Genomic DNA, 13,052 nt, shown 5'->3' on the forward strand with positions numbered 1-13,052 from the left:
GGCCCTATCGGATATATACCTCCGGCAGAAGCTGAGGCAAACTACTACCGGCAACTCGCCAGTCAAGCCTCCACGGTGGAGGCATGACTTAAACCAAACAGCCTCCATGAAACCCGGGGCGATTCAGGTTCCCTCGGACATCCTCCCGTTAATCGTCAGTCTCGTTGCTGGCTTGGCGTTTTCTGTACAACAGTGGACACCAGCAGATCGGCGACACCCAATAGCTATCTTCTGTGATGAAGCGCACTTATATATTCCCGAGCGACGAGAGTCCGGAGCAGGAGATGTCTCGGTAGAAATTTTCGAACGTATTGCCAAGGAGGGTAGAAAGTACGGTGTGGGATTGGCGGTAATAAGCCAGCGACCATCGGAAGTTAACCGCACGGTACTGAGTCAATGCAACAACCTCATTGCTATGAGGCTAACGAACGGCGACGATCAATCCGTAGTAAAGCGATTGTTACCGGATAGCCTTGGCAGTTTTGGAGATTTGTTACCCGTTTTAGATACCGGGGAAGCCTTAGTGGTCGGCGACGCCAGTCTCCTCCCTACTCGCATTCGCATAGCTGAACCGAATCAAAAACCAAATAGTGGAACGGTTGAGTTTTGGGATCGTTGGACAAACGATACCAAGATCGGCGCGGCTACGAAGGCGGTCGAAGGCTGGCGCAACCAGGCAATGCAAAATTGAGAAAGGCGGCTGAGTTCTCTTGTTGTTGCTAATCTCCCGTCCTCCCCGTCTTCCGTTGCGCAGTTTGCACAGTTCCGGAACACCAAATCTTTTTTGCGCGCTTGCGAACGCGGGAAGCCGGGTGCGAATTTCCTGCTCACTCGATCGACTACTATTTGCTTACCCTTTCGCACCCGCGCGAACGGTCAACGGAGACAAACCAATGTTCAGTCATGTCATGGTCGGCGTTAACGACCTCGAAGCCTCAAAGAAGTTTTACGACGCCGTACTCGGCACCCTGGGCATCGCCCCTGGCGTTGCTAACAAGAACCGCTACTTCTACCGCAGCAAGGGCGGTTCCTTCGGCATCACCACGCCGATCAATGGCGAGCCGGCTTGCCACGGCAATGGCAGCACCATCGGCTTCAAGATGGAGTCGCCGGAGCAATGTGACGCCTTCCACGCAGCAGGTGTGGCCAATGGCGGCACCACATGTGAAGACCCGCCGGGCTTTCGTGAAGGCCCTGCGGGTCAGCTCTACCTGTGTTACCTGCGCGACCCGGACGGCAACAAGCTGTGCGGGCTGCACCGCCCGCCTGCTGCCTAGACCGGGCGAAGGGCGCTAGGGCTAGCTGGCGCGCGGCGGGACGGGCGGGCCGCGCCTGATTGATTAATTGTTGTTGAAACTGGAATTCAATTACGCTTTATTGGCGCTTCCAAAGCAGCAACGGCGGCCTTACCTTCGGTGCACATCATCAACCGAGGACCCGCCAATGACCGCTTCTGCCACTCTTACCGCCCCAACCACCCTGACAGCACCGCCAGGGGACATGCCATCAGACCCGCTGATGGAACGCCTGCAGTGGCGTTATGCCGCCAAGAAACTGGACCCGGCCCGCGCGGTGCCGCAGGACAAGGTGGAGCGGATTCTGGAAGCAGCGCGGCTGGCGCCCACGTCCAGTGGTTTGCAACCGTACGAGATCATTGTGGTGAGCAACAAGGACGTGCGTGAGCGCATCAAGCCCATTGCGTGGAACCAGGGCCAGATCACCGATGGCTCGCACCTGCTGGTGTTTGCTGCCTGGGACAATTACACGGCGGAGCGCATCAACATGATGTTTGACCTGACCAACGCCGTGCGCGGCACAAAGAACGAGGGCTGGGAAAATTACCGCAACCTGCTGCTGGGCATGTACCCGCAGCGCGGCGCAGAGGTGAACCATCAGCATGCCGCCCGCCAGGCCTACATTGGCCTGAGTGCCGCGATGATGGCTGCCGCCTTTGAAGAGGTGGACTGCACGCCGATGGAAGGTTTTGACCCGGCTGCGCTGGACGAGATTCTGAACCTGCGCGCAAGAGGCCTGCGCAGCGTGGCCATTTTGCCGCTGGGCTACCGCGAGGCCGACAAGGACTGGCTGGTGAACCTGACCAAGGTGCGCCGCCCACGCGAACAGTTCATCACGGAGGTCTGACCGGCGCAGGGGCATGACGAGGCAGTCCGCCTGAGCGGCGCGGCTGCGGGGACCCGCTGCTACAGTCCCTTGTATGCGCCACCTTCACGATCCGCACGCGCCACCTCATGCGGTCAGCCGCCTGCGTGCCGCCCGCCTGGCGCGCAGCTCCAAACCATTTTTAGCCCGCGGCGGTCCGCGCGGCGAGCGCTGCGCTGGCTGCCGCCTGGTGCCCAGCCATTGCATCTGTGCCTTGCGCCCGGTGCTACCCGTGCGTGCGGGCGTGTGCCTGCTGATGGCCGACATCGAGCCACTCAAACCCAGCAACACCGGCTGGCTGGTGGCTGATGTGGTGGCCGACACCTTTGCCTTTGGCTGGGCGCGCACCGAGGTTGACCCTGCGTTGCTGGCGCTTTTGCGTGACCCGCAGTGGCAGCCGTATCTGGTCTTCCCTGGCGAGTTTGTGGCGGCTGAGCGGGTGGTGACAGATGTGCAGGCACTTGACGCTGGCGGCGGCAAACGGCCGTTGTTTGTGCTGCTGGACGCGACCTGGCCTGAGGCGCGCAAGATGTTTCGCAAAAGCCCTTACCTCGACAAGCTGCCAGTGCTGAGCCTGCAGAGCGAGCAACTCTCGAGCTACAAGCTGCGCCGCTCGCAACGCGACGAGCACTTTTGTACATCAGAAGTAGCCGCGCTGTGCCTGACGCTGGCGGGTGAGGCGCACGCGGCGCAAACGCTTGAGGCTTATCTGGATGTGTTTACCAGCCACTACCTGCTCGCCAAGCAGCAGTTGCCGGTAAACATGGAGGATGCTGCGCATGTGCGGCTTTCCAGCTTGCGCATGCAGCCACAGGGGGATGATGCCTTTTAACCGTTGGAGATGAGAGGCATAACTCGGCCTGCAAGGGCATGTCCTCTCGATTAAAGGGTCAGGCATCGCAGCTGCGGCGAAAGCCTTCTTCAAGGGTGAAGAACTGTGGACTCGGCGAAGCCATGGGGCCGCGCAGCTTCTCGATCTCCGCTTCTGGCGCATGCACCTCCAACCTTACGACCTTTGCGATCTTCAGCGCTTGACCAATCAATTCAGCAACATTCTCACGATGCGCGAGCAGGGCGGCGGCGTCGACGTATCCTTCGCGACAGTGCGCGAGGTTGCCGCTGAATGAGAAGGTGTAGTGCATGCAACCAGGCTCGGCGCGCGTCTTGTTGATGAGCTCTTTCACCAAGGCTTTGAAAGCGTCAAGTTGCCCGTCTTGGACCTCGAAGTACGGTACCAAGGTGCAGCAGGTGTCGAGCGCAAGCATTCATTTTTCTCCAGGGGTTCTCACGGGTGATGTGATTGCACTCATTCTGCACGCAGTGACTACCACCCGCCTTACGCGTTGACCGACCCCAAAAAGGCTTCAGGGTAGCGCAGGCCAGCCGCCGCGTCGGGCGGGAAAGCCTTGTCAAGATCTGCCAGCTCTGCGGGGCTCAGCACCACGTCAATAGCGGCGATGTTCTGGTCCAGATAGGCGCGGCGTTTTGTGCCAGGGATGGGAATGATGTCTTCCCCCTGGGCCAGCACCCACGCCAGCGCCACTTGCGAGGTGGTGACGCCTTTGGCCTGCGCGATCTCCTTCACCGCATCCACCAAAGCAAGGTTGCGGGCGAAGTTTTCTTCGGCAAACCGGGGAGAGAAATTGCGGCGGTAGTCATCAACCGGCAGATCTTCGGGCTTGCTGAAGGCGCCGGTTAAAAAGCCGCGGCCCAAGGGGGAATAGGCCACCAGGCTCACGCCGTGCTCGCGGCAGGCGGCCAGCGTGCCAGTGGCTTCGGGGTCGCGCGTCCACAACGAATACTCGCTTTGCAGGGCGGCAATGGGGTGCACTTTGCAGGCGCGCGCAATGGTGGCAGCAGACGCCTCAGACAGTCCCAGGTAACGCACCTTGCCGGCTTTCACTAACTCAGCCATCGCGCCCACGGTGTCTTCAATTGGCACCGTCTTGTCTACCCGGTGCTGGTAGTACAGGTCTATTTGTTCAATGCCCAGGCGCTTGAGGCTGGCGTCGCAACTTGCCCGCACGTAGTCCGGGCTGCCATTGACGCCGCGTATCGCAGCGTTGGCTGGGTCACGCATGATGCCGAACTTGGTGGCGATAAACACGTCTTTTCGGCGTGCGGCTATGGCCTTGCCAATCAAGAGCTCGTTGGTGTACGGGCCATAGATGTCAGAGGTGTCGAGGAAGTTGATGCCACGGTCCAGCGCATGGTGAAGGGTGGCGATGGATTCTGTGTCATCGCGGTTGCTGTAGAACTCGCTCATGCCCATGCAGCCGAGGCCGATGGCGGAAATAGCGGAGCCGTTGCGGCCAAGGGTACGGGTTTTGATCATGGTGTTGTTTGGTGAAAATTGGGTTGGGGGGTTGATGGATTGGCGGTGGGTTCAGGCGCGCTTGGGCACAGCGCGCATCTCTTCATACAGCCCGATTTTTTTGCGGATGTACTGCAGGGTTTCGCGCTGGGCGCGCAGGCCCGCTTCGAGATGGGCGGCGTGCTCTTCCAGCATGGTTTGCCGCTCGGCCAGGCTGGTGGCGGTGTTGCCTTCGCGTAGTAGCTCGGCGTAGCGCTGCATGACCTGCATCGACATCCCGGTGGCGCGCAGACGCACCAGAAAGTCGAGCCAGCGCATGTCGGTGTCGCTGTACCGGCGCGCGCCGCTGCGGCGGTCAATCGGTGCGATGAGGCCAATCTGCTCGTAATAGCGCAGGGTGTAGGCGCTCAGCCCCGAGGCTTCTGCGGCTTCGGCAATGCTCAAGGAGACGGTGGGTGCGTTGGTCATGGCTTGACTGTAAAACTTCGAGTGCACTCGAAGTCAAGCCCTTTTTTACGCAGGGCGATGAGCTGCAGCAGCACGGCGAATGCGCTGAGCTTTTGACCATCGCTACAGCCTCGAGGCTCGACGCTTCCGCCAAGACATCACAACCAGATCGCTATCAATTCAATAGCTTGATTCACCCGTACTTACTGGGCTAAAGCCGTTTATGGATCACTCCAGGGGTCTACATCAACTTGATCAATCGAGTGGCCGGCTGTCGGGCGGTGTGCTTTGGCGCAGCGTCCATTTTGGCTGGAGGTCGTGCCGCGTACTGCAGACCCCAATCTGCCAGAGGACCGAGGGCCTTGTTCAAAGAAATGCCCAAAGGCGTGAGTGAATATTCAACATGCGGCGGCACAGTGTCGCGCGCGACTCTCAAGAGCAGGCCATCAGCCACCAGCTCTTTGAGCTGCTGAATCAGCATCTTCTCGCTGACGCCTGACACCAGGCGCTTGAGCTCGCCAAACCTTTTGGCCCCTGCATCCAACTCCCAAAGAATCACAGCCTTCCACTTACCGCCTATGACGTTAAACGCCGGGCCAATGCCGCAGTTGAAATGGGGATCTTCAGTCATGACACACCTCAGAGTAAGTACAGACATTTTAGTAGGTACTTGACGATTTGGGAGCACAAAACAGATGATGCGTGCTCTTCAATTTTTGTGGGTGTTTATGAAAAAAGTAACTGTTCTGGGTTTGGGTTCGATGGGCGTCACGCTGGCGCAGCTGTTTATCAAAAAGGCGCGCAAGGTCACCGTCTGGAATCGAACCCGGCAAAAGACCCTGCCGCTGGTAGACCAGGGGGCCGCGGCCGCCGCAACCGCTGCAGAAGCGGTAGGGGACAGCCCGCTGGTGGTCATGTGTGTGTATGACTATGCGGCTGTCAATGACATCCTGGCCATGCCTGGCTTTGCGCAAGCCATGGCGGGCAAGACGCTGGTGCAACTGACGACAGGCAGCCCTGCCGATGCAACAGAGTCGGCACAGTGGGCGGCCCGGCACGGGGTTGCATATCTTGAAGGGGCGATACAGGCAGCGCCCAGCCAGATGGGCGAAGACAACACACCGGTGCTGATCTCCGGCAGCGAGGCTGCTTTCAAGCTGCACAAGCAGGTGCTGTCAGACCTTGCCGGCAATTTTGTCTTTTTGGGCAGCAAGATGGAAGCGGCGTCGACGATGGATCTAGCAACTTTGTCGTATGTCTACGGCGGTTTCGTTGGCTTCATGCAAGGCGCGCTGATCGCCGAGGCGGAAGGCCTGGACATCAGCCAGTTCGGCAAAATCGTCGCCGACATCTCACCGAGCTTTGGCTCCTTCTTTGCGCATGAAGGCAAAGTCATTCAGAGCAAGGACTTCACCATCACCGAAAGCCCGCTGAGAATCAGCGTCGAGGCAACCCAGCGCATCCACGCGTTTGCCCAGGCAAGGGGATTGAACACCGAGTTCTCCGCACTGGCCGCCGGGCTGCTCAAACGGGCCCAGCAAGCCGGACTGGAGAACAAGGAACTGGCGGCGCTTATTCAGGTGCTGCGCAAGTAAGGTGCATAGCTGCTCTGGTTTTGATAGCGAACTTCGCCCGCAAAACGAGGGGCGGAGTGTCGATGTCGTTCTCAACGCGGCGCTGGAGGCCCGGAGGCCAATTGGGCCCCGTCTTCACCGATCACTACCTGAAGGCCAAACAGCAGCTGCCAGGGGACAGGGAAGACGCGGTGCACCAGCGCTTGCGAGGTTTAGGCGGTTTGCATGAGTAGCGTTCTTGCCGTGGTTTGCCCGGGTGTCACCAGGGGATGAATGCACGAGTCCTTGGGCTCACGTGCTTCAGCCCTGCCCGCTGCGTCAGCCGCGCGTCGCCATGGCATGACGCACTCACGAACTCTCTAAGCTTGCGGCAGCGGATGCGCTTTGTCGTACTCGGCCGCAAAGCGTGCGCCGGGCCGGGCCATGCAGCGGTCGACCCAGGCATCGATCACCGGGTTGCCTGGTTTGCCAAACCAGGCATAAGGCGAATGCAGCAGCAGATCGGCTGCGGTGAACTTCGCGCCCAGCAGATACGGCTGGTGCGCCAGGGCGGCCTCCAGCCGGGCGATGACCTCCGCGCTGCTGCGAAAGGTCGACGTGATGTTCGGATGTTTCAGCCCGGCGGCCTCGAGCATCAGGATCGGCTCGACAACACCGGAATACCACGCGAACCAGCTGAGATAGGCGCCGCGCTGCGCATGCCCTGTCGGTATGTGCAGTCCGGCTTGGGGATACAGCTCCGCCAAGTACAGCAAGATGGCGCTGGACTCCCACACGGCGACGCCGTCGTGCACAAGCAGCGGCACCTTGCCCTCGGGGTGCGGGTTGCGCGCGTCGCGGCCACCCGAGCCGTCAACGCGGGGGATGGTCACGATGTCGATCTGCACGTCGTCAAGCGCGTCGAGCTCCTTGAGCAGGGCAAGAACCCGGGTTGAACGGCTATCGGGGGAATGGAAAAGGGTCAGCATGAGGGTTCCTTCAGGTGGTTGATGGTGGCCGGTTTGCGAAAAAACCGGTCGTTGGCAGGTGTTACTCTATCCAACCCTCCTGCCAGTTTTTGTCAGTTACTCAATGTCCCGCTCTGATCGTCTTTTCCGTCTGCTGCAAGCCCTGCGTACTTTGCCCGCGCCCGTCACTGCCGCGCGACTGGCGGACGAAACGGGGGTGTCCGTGCGCTCGATCTACCGCGACATTGAAAGCCTGCGCGCCGCCGGCGCCGAGATTGGCGGTGAGCGCGGCTACGGTTATTGCCTGATTGAAGACGGTACGCTGCCGCCGCAAATGTTCAGCCGCATCGAGATTGAGGCGCTGGCGCTGGGCCTGGCCGAGGTCAGCCACATGGGCGACCCGGCGCTGGCCAAGGCAGCTGCGGCCGTGCTGGGCAAGGTCACCGCGACACTTCCCTCGGTGGGGCAGCAGCACCTGCTGCACGCGGTGTCGCAGGTGTACCGATTTGAAAAGCGCTTTCCGCCGCTGCCCGACATGCACCTCATTCGGGAAGGGTGCTGGCGCGAAGAAGCGGTGCAGATTCGCTATGCCGACGGTAAGGGCGCGGTCACAGACCGGCAGATCTGGCCGCTCGCCATCGTTTATGCAAACAACATGCTGGTCGTGCTGGCTTGGTGCTGCCTGCGCGAAGATTTCCGCATGTTCCGCGTCGAACGCATCAAGCAGATGGAGGCTGCGGGCGTGAGTTTCCGGCCGCGGCGGGTCGCGCTGCTGCGCACCTACCTGGCTCAGCTCGCAGCCTGACGGGATGCGCAGGCAGCATCACTGAACGCACGGGAAGGCGGCGACAATCACATTTCACGCGCTGCAACCCACGCGCAGCCCCAACCGAAGCAAAGCACCATGACCGACGACCTGAACCGCCAGAACGAACTGAAAAAGATGACGCTGTGCGACGCGTGCGCCGGCATCCAGCGCAACTGGCGCAAGGCGCCGGGCCACGCAGAGCTGGTGCAGGGTGCCAACCGACAAGAGCGGCGTGGCGGCGCGCTGGTCACTGTGACCAGCTACCAGTGCGACCGCTGCGGCACGGCGTGGGAGTATGAAAACGACAAGGCCAACCAGAAAGCCGGCTGGTCGGTGGTGGGGCGGGCGCGCAACTGAGCAGCGGCCAGCAGGTCATGCGTGGCGGCATAAGCACAACCCGGCGCGCCGGGCAGCCCCTCAGCAAGGGGCCAGCTTGGCCAGCATCTGGCTGCCCTGGTAGCCCTCTTCCACGCCCTCGACTAAAAAGGTGATGCCTTCAGAGTTGTTGGTGCGCAGCGGCAGGATGGCCTGATAGGCTTCCGAGGCGTACCAGCGCCGCGCGTGGTCCATGTCAGGGAAGGTGATCGCCACCAGGGTGTGGTCGAAGCTGCCCTCAACCACCTCGGTGCGCCCGCCGTGAATCTTGAACGCGCCGCCGAAAGGCGCGAGTGTGGCGTCGATGCGCGAGATGTACTGGGCAATCTGGTCGTTGATCTTCACATTGCGCAGCAGGGCAAAAGCGTAGGCGGGCATGGGTGGCTTCCATTCTGTGGATATGCCTGCATGGTCGCCCTTGGGCCGCGGGGCGTCGATGACGCGGGAGGTCATGCGCGCGGCTCACCCGCCGTACTTTGCTTCACCCATAAAAAAAGACAGGCCGGGGCCTGTCTTTCAAAAAAGGCGTCGCAGGGCAAGCCCGCAACCCCCTTGGAGCAATTACTTGCTGCCGGCAGCTTTCACGTCGGCCTTGGCTTCTGCCTTGACGCCGGCGGTTTCTGCGCTGGCAGCGGCCTTGTCGCCTGCGGCCTTGACGCGCACGGTGCCGACCTTGGTGTCGGCCTTGATCACGGTCTTGCCGGCTTTCAGGTCAGCCTTGGCGTCGGTCTTGTCGGCTTTGGCCGTGGCAGCGGCTTTGTCTTCAGGGGCCGCCTTGGCGACCTTGGCATCGGCCTTGGCCTTGGTGTCGGCAGCCTTGCTCATGGCTTTGGCTTTCTTTTTGGCGGCGGCGGCTTCGGCCTTGCTGACCTTGGCATCGGCCTTGGCGTCAACCTTGGCTTCGCTTTTCACGGCGTCAGCGACGGACTTCTCGGCCTTGGCTTCTGCCTTGACGACGGCAGGCTTGGCTGGAACTGCAGGCGTTGCGGGCACGGCAGTTTGCGCAAATGCTGCGCCGGCGATCAGGGTGCTCATCAGGGCGGCGAGTAATTTGTTCATGGAAAGTCCTTTGAATTCGGTTTGGTGTTGTCATTTGAATGGCACAGGGCCGGGTGTTCAACGCGCCGTATCGCGGGTTGTTGACCGGGTTGACAAATTTTTTCTAATTCAGGTGCCGGCTTTACATGAATCCCGCGGCCCGCATCCTGCCTGACTCAGCGTGATACCGGCTTGCCTGTGCACGGCAGGCGTCTTTGCGTTGGCAGATGCGGGATGTCACACACACGGGAAGAAGCAGTACATGGCAAGCGGGAACATTGCGGCACCGTGTCAGTCTGACAGGCTGGCTCTTTGGCTGGCTCTTTGGCTGGCTCTTTTGAAGGAACACGATGAAACGCAGACAGTGGCTCACCACACTTGCGGTCGCGCTGCTGCTCGGCTCAACGGTAGCGCAGGCGCAGCCGAGCTACACCGTCACGACTGCGCAACTGCAGCAGGCCGTGGCCAAAAAATTCCCGATGCGCTACCCTGTGGGCGGCTTGCTGGAGCTGACATTGCAGCCGCCTGAGCTGCGCCTGCTCCCCGAGCAGAACCGCCTGGGCACACAAATGGTGGTGGATGCCGGTGGCCCCGCGCTGTCACGCAGCACCACCGGCAACTTCGATGTGGACTTTGCGCTGCGTTACGAGCCGAGTGACCAGTCAATACGCGCGCACAAGCTCAAGGTCAACAGACTCAGCCTGTCCGGCATGCCGCCGGGCCCGGCCGCGCTGCTGCAAGCCTACGGCCCGGCGCTGGCCGAGCAGTCGCTGCTGGAGGTGGTGCTGCACAAGCTGGAGCCGAAAGACCTGATGCTGGCCGACAGCCTGGGCGTGGAGCCCGGCACGATCACGGTCACTGCGCGCGGGCTGGTGATTGGGTTTGTGGCGAAGAAGGCGATGTGAGCTGCCCAGGGCTGCCCAGTTAAACCCCTCGGCAGCAGACCAGCGCCGGCAAGCGGGCATACGGCTGTCGGGTGGTCGTGTCGCTGCGTCAGCCGCCACGCGATGCTTCGCTGCCCAAGCCGGCAAGCTGACGGATGCCCGGCTCGGTGAGTCTGTAGCTGAGCCGCTCTGCAACGCGCTCGGCCCCAAGACCTTCATAAAACGCAATGCCCCCCAGGTTGGATGCCTTGACCGGCCAGTCAATGCGATGGCAACCATTTTCCAGGGCGAACCTGGCGACCCCCAGCATGAGTGCCGCCCCGACGCCTTTGCTTCTCTCCGACGACAGCACATAAAGTTCTTTCAGCTGGCAATGCCTGCGCCTGTTCGGCGCAGGCTCGACAAGTGAATAGGCCAGCGTGAGCGCTGCCAAACCTGCAACCGTGTCGCTGTCCGAAACAGCCACTATCAAGCGGTGCGGCGACTGCGGGCCCAAAAGGTTGTCGAGCAGGTGTTCACGAACGATTTCCCGCGAAGCCACGGAACCCTCGTTGTAATAGGTGTGCAGTTCGCACAGCAGGTCTATGAGCGACTCATGGTGTGCGTTGGAAGCTGGTTCAATTCGCATGGCGTGCCCGTAATTGGGCATCGGTGCGCCCGTATCAAAAAGTCAGCCAGCGGCATCAATGCCCAGCTGTGCGAGGTCCGAAATCGAGCCCGAAGCGGCAGCTGAAGTCGGAACACGCCCACTGCGCCCGCACCTTCGAAACCGATGTGACAAAGCCCGTCATTGATGTGACGTGAAACTGCATATTCAGTCACTTCCTCGGGCGACCAGAGTTGCTGGCCTTTTTCGCGCAGATTCGCCGCGGCAGCGGCTCACACGCCCGCACGATGTGGGCATCTTCAAGAGTGGCCAGGCAAAGCTGCATTGCTGATGCTTGACGTCGCCACTCATAGCGGCTTTCTCATGAACGCCAAATAGCGCCCATCCACATAGTTGTCCACGCGGGCAGCCTCCACATACCCCTGTTTACGGTAGAAATCCGGCGCCTGCCATTCAAAGGTTTCAAGACCTGAATTCTTTGCGCCAAGTTCACGTGCCCGTGCCTCGGCCTGAGCCAGGAGACTGCCACCTACCCCGGATCGCCGAAAGGCCTCTTCAACCCAGAGGAACTCAACGCGCAGCCAGTACATATGAACCGTGCCTCGAATCCCTCCGATTGCTACCCCACTCGAATCTTTCGCATTCAGCCAGATGACCTGCGACTCGGGATACTCGCCAATGTGCCGGTAGTTAAATTCTCGCAGTCGGCGTCCGAGAGGCAGGCCATGGCGGACCTCCTCATCGCCAGGTGTGTAGATCGTCACGGAGGTCATCTTCTTTGCCGCCTCTGCCTACAACGAAACCCAAGCCGCATACACCAGCGCAGCAGCAGCCAACCCCGATGCCCACGCCCCCAGCACATTGCCGGCAAACACCAGCCGTGCCGACAGCGGGCTGCCCGATGACAAACCGCGGTGCCCCGAAATGGCAGCCAGAGGCAGTGCGAAGCAGAAGGCATAAGACGACACGATGAGGGAAACGGCGATAAACCAGTGCAGGGCCGCGCCGCCTGCCAGCTGCGACAGCAGCGCACCGACGGCCAGCATGAGGGTGGCGCCCATGGGCAGGCTGGCATGGGCCACGCGCCAAGAATGGACGATGTGCGCGGCGGCCTGGCGCTTGATGGCGCCAGCATACGGTCCGCCGCAGAGCAGGCCGAACAGCAGCACGATGGTGCCGTGGAAGATCAGATGGCGGGCGGGTGTATCCATGGGGTGTCTTCAGCCTTCAGATGCTTTTTCTTCCCGTAATGTATCCGGCCCAGACCGGACGGTTGGCGGCACGCGGAGCACTTTTGCGATCACGCCATGCTGGCGGCCAGACGCAGCGTGCAAGGCAGTTTTGGCTTGCGGTCGCCAAATTTTGCTCCTGATTTGATAGCTGCTTGCGCCTGTTGGACGGGGGCTGAAGGCTTGTTTGATCGAAACCCCAGCCCAGACGCTTACAGCCGCTTTTCCACCATGTCCAGCAGGCGCTGGCCGACCTGCTCCATCTGCGGGCCGATCACGCTGCGTAGCGGGCCGTCGATGACCAGCATGGCCAGGCCGTGCACAGCGGACCAGGCCAGAAACTCGGCACCGGGCCGACGTTCGGCCGGCCCTGGCGCTGGCGGGCGCTTCTGCCTGGGTGTGGCAGCCTGCCCAAGCCCAGCCCAGCTACACCGTGACAGCCGAGAAGATGCGCGAGGCGCTGGCAAACGCTTTCCCAGGCGCTTGCGGGCCGGCGGCTTTCTGGCGCTGGAGATGCAGGCGCCCGTCCTGCGCCTGCTGCCCAAAGAGAACCGGCTGGGCGCAGGGATCGAGCTAGCCCGGATATTTCACCAGTAGTCCGATGAGCACATGATTTGGGGCGCGCAGCGGCCGATGCGTGTCGTTCGTCGAATTGTCTGGGTACTGGAT

The 13,052-nt window shown here is 61.2% G+C and carries 18 protein-coding genes and 1 pseudogene; 8 read left to right on the top strand and 11 right to left on the bottom strand.

The window, feature by feature from the left end; genetic code table 11:
* Positions 1-106 precede the first annotated feature (106 nt).
* The 4 genes from H0W47_RS16565 to H0W47_RS16580 all read left to right on the top strand — a co-directional run bounded on the left by H0W47_RS16565 (position 107) and on the right by H0W47_RS16580 (position 2,992).
* Complete coding sequence (locus H0W47_RS16565) at positions 107-691, top strand: ATP-binding protein (RefSeq protein WP_296926376.1); 585 nt, start codon at positions 107-109, stop codon at positions 689-691.
* Between the two features lie 202 nt (positions 692-893).
* Complete coding sequence (locus H0W47_RS16570; RefSeq protein WP_296926378.1) at positions 894-1,277, top strand: VOC family protein; 384 nt, start codon at positions 894-896, stop codon at positions 1,275-1,277.
* A gap of 223 nt (positions 1,278-1,500) precedes the next feature.
* The gene (locus H0W47_RS16575; protein WP_296926409.1) at positions 1,501-2,142 is read left to right on the top strand and encodes a nitroreductase family protein; all 642 of its coding nucleotides are present in this window, start codon (positions 1,501-1,503) and stop codon (positions 2,140-2,142) included.
* Positions 2,143-2,215: 73 nt separating this feature from the next.
* A complete protein-coding gene (locus H0W47_RS16580) occupies positions 2,216-2,992 on the top strand; it encodes a tRNA-uridine aminocarboxypropyltransferase (RefSeq protein ID WP_296926380.1) in 777 nt (258 codons plus the stop codon).
* 58 nt (positions 2,993-3,050) lie between these two features.
* Here the strand turns inward: H0W47_RS16580 and H0W47_RS16585 are convergent, their stop codons facing one another.
* The 4 genes from H0W47_RS16585 to H0W47_RS16600 all read right to left on the bottom strand — a co-directional run bounded on the left by H0W47_RS16585 (position 3,051) and on the right by H0W47_RS16600 (position 5,552).
* Positions 3,051-3,425: an antibiotic biosynthesis monooxygenase gene (locus tag H0W47_RS16585; RefSeq protein ID WP_296926382.1), complete on the bottom strand. Its 375-nt coding sequence runs from the start codon at positions 3,423-3,425 to the stop codon at positions 3,051-3,053.
* A gap of 71 nt (positions 3,426-3,496) precedes the next feature.
* The gene (locus H0W47_RS16590) at positions 3,497-4,495 is read right to left on the bottom strand and encodes an aldo/keto reductase (RefSeq protein ID WP_296926384.1); all 999 of its coding nucleotides are present in this window, start codon (positions 4,493-4,495) and stop codon (positions 3,497-3,499) included.
* Positions 4,496-4,546: 51 nt separating this feature from the next.
* Entirely contained in the window at positions 4,547-4,942 is a 396-nt protein-coding gene (locus H0W47_RS16595) for a MerR family transcriptional regulator (RefSeq protein ID WP_296926386.1), read from the bottom strand.
* A gap of 220 nt (positions 4,943-5,162) precedes the next feature.
* On the bottom strand, positions 5,163-5,552 hold the full coding sequence (locus H0W47_RS16600) for a helix-turn-helix domain-containing protein (protein WP_296926388.1): 390 nt from the start codon (positions 5,550-5,552) through the stop codon (positions 5,163-5,165).
* 97 nt (positions 5,553-5,649) lie between these two features.
* On the opposite strand from H0W47_RS16600, the gene H0W47_RS16605 reads away from it, so the two are divergent.
* Positions 5,650-6,516 carry an NAD(P)-binding domain-containing protein gene (locus H0W47_RS16605; protein WP_296926390.1) on the top strand — a complete coding sequence of 289 codons (867 nt, stop codon included), beginning with the start codon at positions 5,650-5,652 and terminating at the stop codon, positions 6,514-6,516.
* A 338-nt stretch (positions 6,517-6,854) separates the two neighbouring features.
* Here the strand turns inward: H0W47_RS16605 and H0W47_RS16610 are convergent, their stop codons facing one another.
* Positions 6,855-7,463, bottom strand: a complete 609-nt coding sequence (locus tag H0W47_RS16610) for a glutathione S-transferase family protein (RefSeq protein ID WP_296926391.1) — start codon at positions 7,461-7,463, stop codon at positions 6,855-6,857.
* A 103-nt stretch (positions 7,464-7,566) separates the two neighbouring features.
* Here H0W47_RS16610 and H0W47_RS16615 point away from each other — a divergent pair, with 103 nt between their 5' ends.
* Both H0W47_RS16615 and H0W47_RS16620 read left to right on the top strand, forming a co-directional pair.
* A complete protein-coding gene (locus H0W47_RS16615; protein WP_296926393.1) occupies positions 7,567-8,247 on the top strand; it encodes a YafY family protein in 681 nt (226 codons plus the stop codon).
* Between the two features lie 99 nt (positions 8,248-8,346).
* Complete coding sequence (locus H0W47_RS16620; RefSeq protein WP_296926395.1) at positions 8,347-8,607, top strand: hypothetical protein; 261 nt, start codon at positions 8,347-8,349, stop codon at positions 8,605-8,607.
* Between the two features lie 60 nt (positions 8,608-8,667).
* Here H0W47_RS16620 and H0W47_RS16625 read toward each other — a convergent pair whose 3' ends face one another.
* Positions 8,668-9,078 carry a DUF1330 domain-containing protein gene (locus tag H0W47_RS16625; RefSeq protein ID WP_296926397.1) on the bottom strand — a complete coding sequence of 137 codons (411 nt, stop codon included), beginning with the start codon at positions 9,076-9,078 and terminating at the stop codon, positions 8,668-8,670.
* A 108-nt stretch (positions 9,079-9,186) separates the two neighbouring features.
* On the bottom strand, positions 9,187-9,684 hold the full coding sequence (locus H0W47_RS16630) for a hypothetical protein (protein ID WP_296926399.1): 498 nt from the start codon (positions 9,682-9,684) through the stop codon (positions 9,187-9,189).
* Between the two features lie 329 nt (positions 9,685-10,013).
* Between H0W47_RS16630 and H0W47_RS16635 the strand changes: the two genes are divergently transcribed.
* Entirely contained in the window at positions 10,014-10,568 is a 555-nt protein-coding gene (locus H0W47_RS16635; protein ID WP_296926401.1) for a DUF1439 domain-containing protein, read from the top strand.
* An 88-nt stretch (positions 10,569-10,656) separates the two neighbouring features.
* Here H0W47_RS16635 and H0W47_RS16640 read toward each other — a convergent pair whose 3' ends face one another.
* From H0W47_RS16640 to H0W47_RS16655, 4 genes and pseudogenes are all read right to left on the bottom strand, one after another.
* On the bottom strand, positions 10,657-11,175 hold the full coding sequence (locus H0W47_RS16640) for a GNAT family N-acetyltransferase (protein ID WP_296926403.1): 519 nt from the start codon (positions 11,173-11,175) through the stop codon (positions 10,657-10,659).
* Between the two features lie 326 nt (positions 11,176-11,501).
* A complete protein-coding gene (locus tag H0W47_RS16645) occupies positions 11,502-11,927 on the bottom strand; it encodes an N-acetyltransferase (protein ID WP_296926405.1) in 426 nt (141 codons plus the stop codon).
* A gap of 18 nt (positions 11,928-11,945) precedes the next feature.
* Positions 11,946-12,365 (bottom strand): hypothetical protein, encoded by a 420-nt coding sequence (locus H0W47_RS16650; protein WP_296926407.1) that lies wholly within the window; start codon positions 12,363-12,365, stop codon positions 11,946-11,948.
* Positions 12,366-12,595: 230 nt separating this feature from the next.
* A pseudogene (locus tag H0W47_RS16655) lies at positions 12,596-12,751 on the bottom strand (TetR family transcriptional regulator); the annotation flags it as partial.
* Positions 12,752-13,052: the final 301 nt, after the last annotated feature.

The organism is Polaromonas sp. (assembly GCF_013817205.1).
Lineage (GTDB): Bacteria > Pseudomonadota > Gammaproteobacteria > Burkholderiales > Burkholderiaceae_C > Polaromonas.

What these genes read in the sequence shown, in the direction of transcription:
- H0W47_RS16620 (WP_296926395.1), top strand. Translation starts at nt 8,347, where the DNA reads ATGACCGACGACCTGAACCGCCAGAACGAACTGAAAAAGATGACGCTG.
- H0W47_RS16565 (WP_296926376.1), top strand. Translation starts at nt 107, where the DNA reads ATGAAACCCGGGGCGATTCAGGTTCCCTCGGACATCCTCCCGTTAATC.
- H0W47_RS16650 (WP_296926407.1), bottom strand. Translation starts at nt 12,365, where the DNA reads ATGGATACACCCGCCCGCCATCTGATCTTCCACGGCACCATCGTGCTG.
- H0W47_RS16595 (WP_296926386.1), bottom strand. Translation starts at nt 4,942, where the DNA reads ATGACCAACGCACCCACCGTCTCCTTGAGCATTGCCGAAGCCGCAGAA.
- H0W47_RS16580 (WP_296926380.1), top strand. Translation starts at nt 2,216, where the DNA reads ATGCGCCACCTTCACGATCCGCACGCGCCACCTCATGCGGTCAGCCGC.
- H0W47_RS16605 (WP_296926390.1), top strand. Translation starts at nt 5,650, where the DNA reads ATGAAAAAAGTAACTGTTCTGGGTTTGGGTTCGATGGGCGTCACGCTG.
- H0W47_RS16585 (WP_296926382.1), bottom strand. Translation starts at nt 3,425, where the DNA reads ATGCTTGCGCTCGACACCTGCTGCACCTTGGTACCGTACTTCGAGGTC.
- H0W47_RS16635 (WP_296926401.1), top strand. Translation starts at nt 10,014, where the DNA reads ATGAAACGCAGACAGTGGCTCACCACACTTGCGGTCGCGCTGCTGCTC.
- H0W47_RS16640 (WP_296926403.1), bottom strand. Translation starts at nt 11,175, where the DNA reads ATGCGAATTGAACCAGCTTCCAACGCACACCATGAGTCGCTCATAGAC.
- H0W47_RS16570 (WP_296926378.1), top strand. Translation starts at nt 894, where the DNA reads ATGTTCAGTCATGTCATGGTCGGCGTTAACGACCTCGAAGCCTCAAAG.
- H0W47_RS16600 (WP_296926388.1), bottom strand. Translation starts at nt 5,552, where the DNA reads ATGACTGAAGATCCCCATTTCAACTGCGGCATTGGCCCGGCGTTTAAC.
- H0W47_RS16575 (WP_296926409.1), top strand. Translation starts at nt 1,501, where the DNA reads ATGCCATCAGACCCGCTGATGGAACGCCTGCAGTGGCGTTATGCCGCC.
- H0W47_RS16615 (WP_296926393.1), top strand. Translation starts at nt 7,567, where the DNA reads ATGTCCCGCTCTGATCGTCTTTTCCGTCTGCTGCAAGCCCTGCGTACT.
- H0W47_RS16625 (WP_296926397.1), bottom strand. Translation starts at nt 9,078, where the DNA reads ATGACCTCCCGCGTCATCGACGCCCCGCGGCCCAAGGGCGACCATGCA.
- H0W47_RS16590 (WP_296926384.1), bottom strand. Translation starts at nt 4,495, where the DNA reads ATGATCAAAACCCGTACCCTTGGCCGCAACGGCTCCGCTATTTCCGCC.
- H0W47_RS16645 (WP_296926405.1), bottom strand. Translation starts at nt 11,927, where the DNA reads ATGACCTCCGTGACGATCTACACACCTGGCGATGAGGAGGTCCGCCAT.
- H0W47_RS16630 (WP_296926399.1), bottom strand. Translation starts at nt 9,684, where the DNA reads ATGAACAAATTACTCGCCGCCCTGATGAGCACCCTGATCGCCGGCGCA.
- H0W47_RS16610 (WP_296926391.1), bottom strand. Translation starts at nt 7,463, where the DNA reads ATGCTGACCCTTTTCCATTCCCCCGATAGCCGTTCAACCCGGGTTCTT.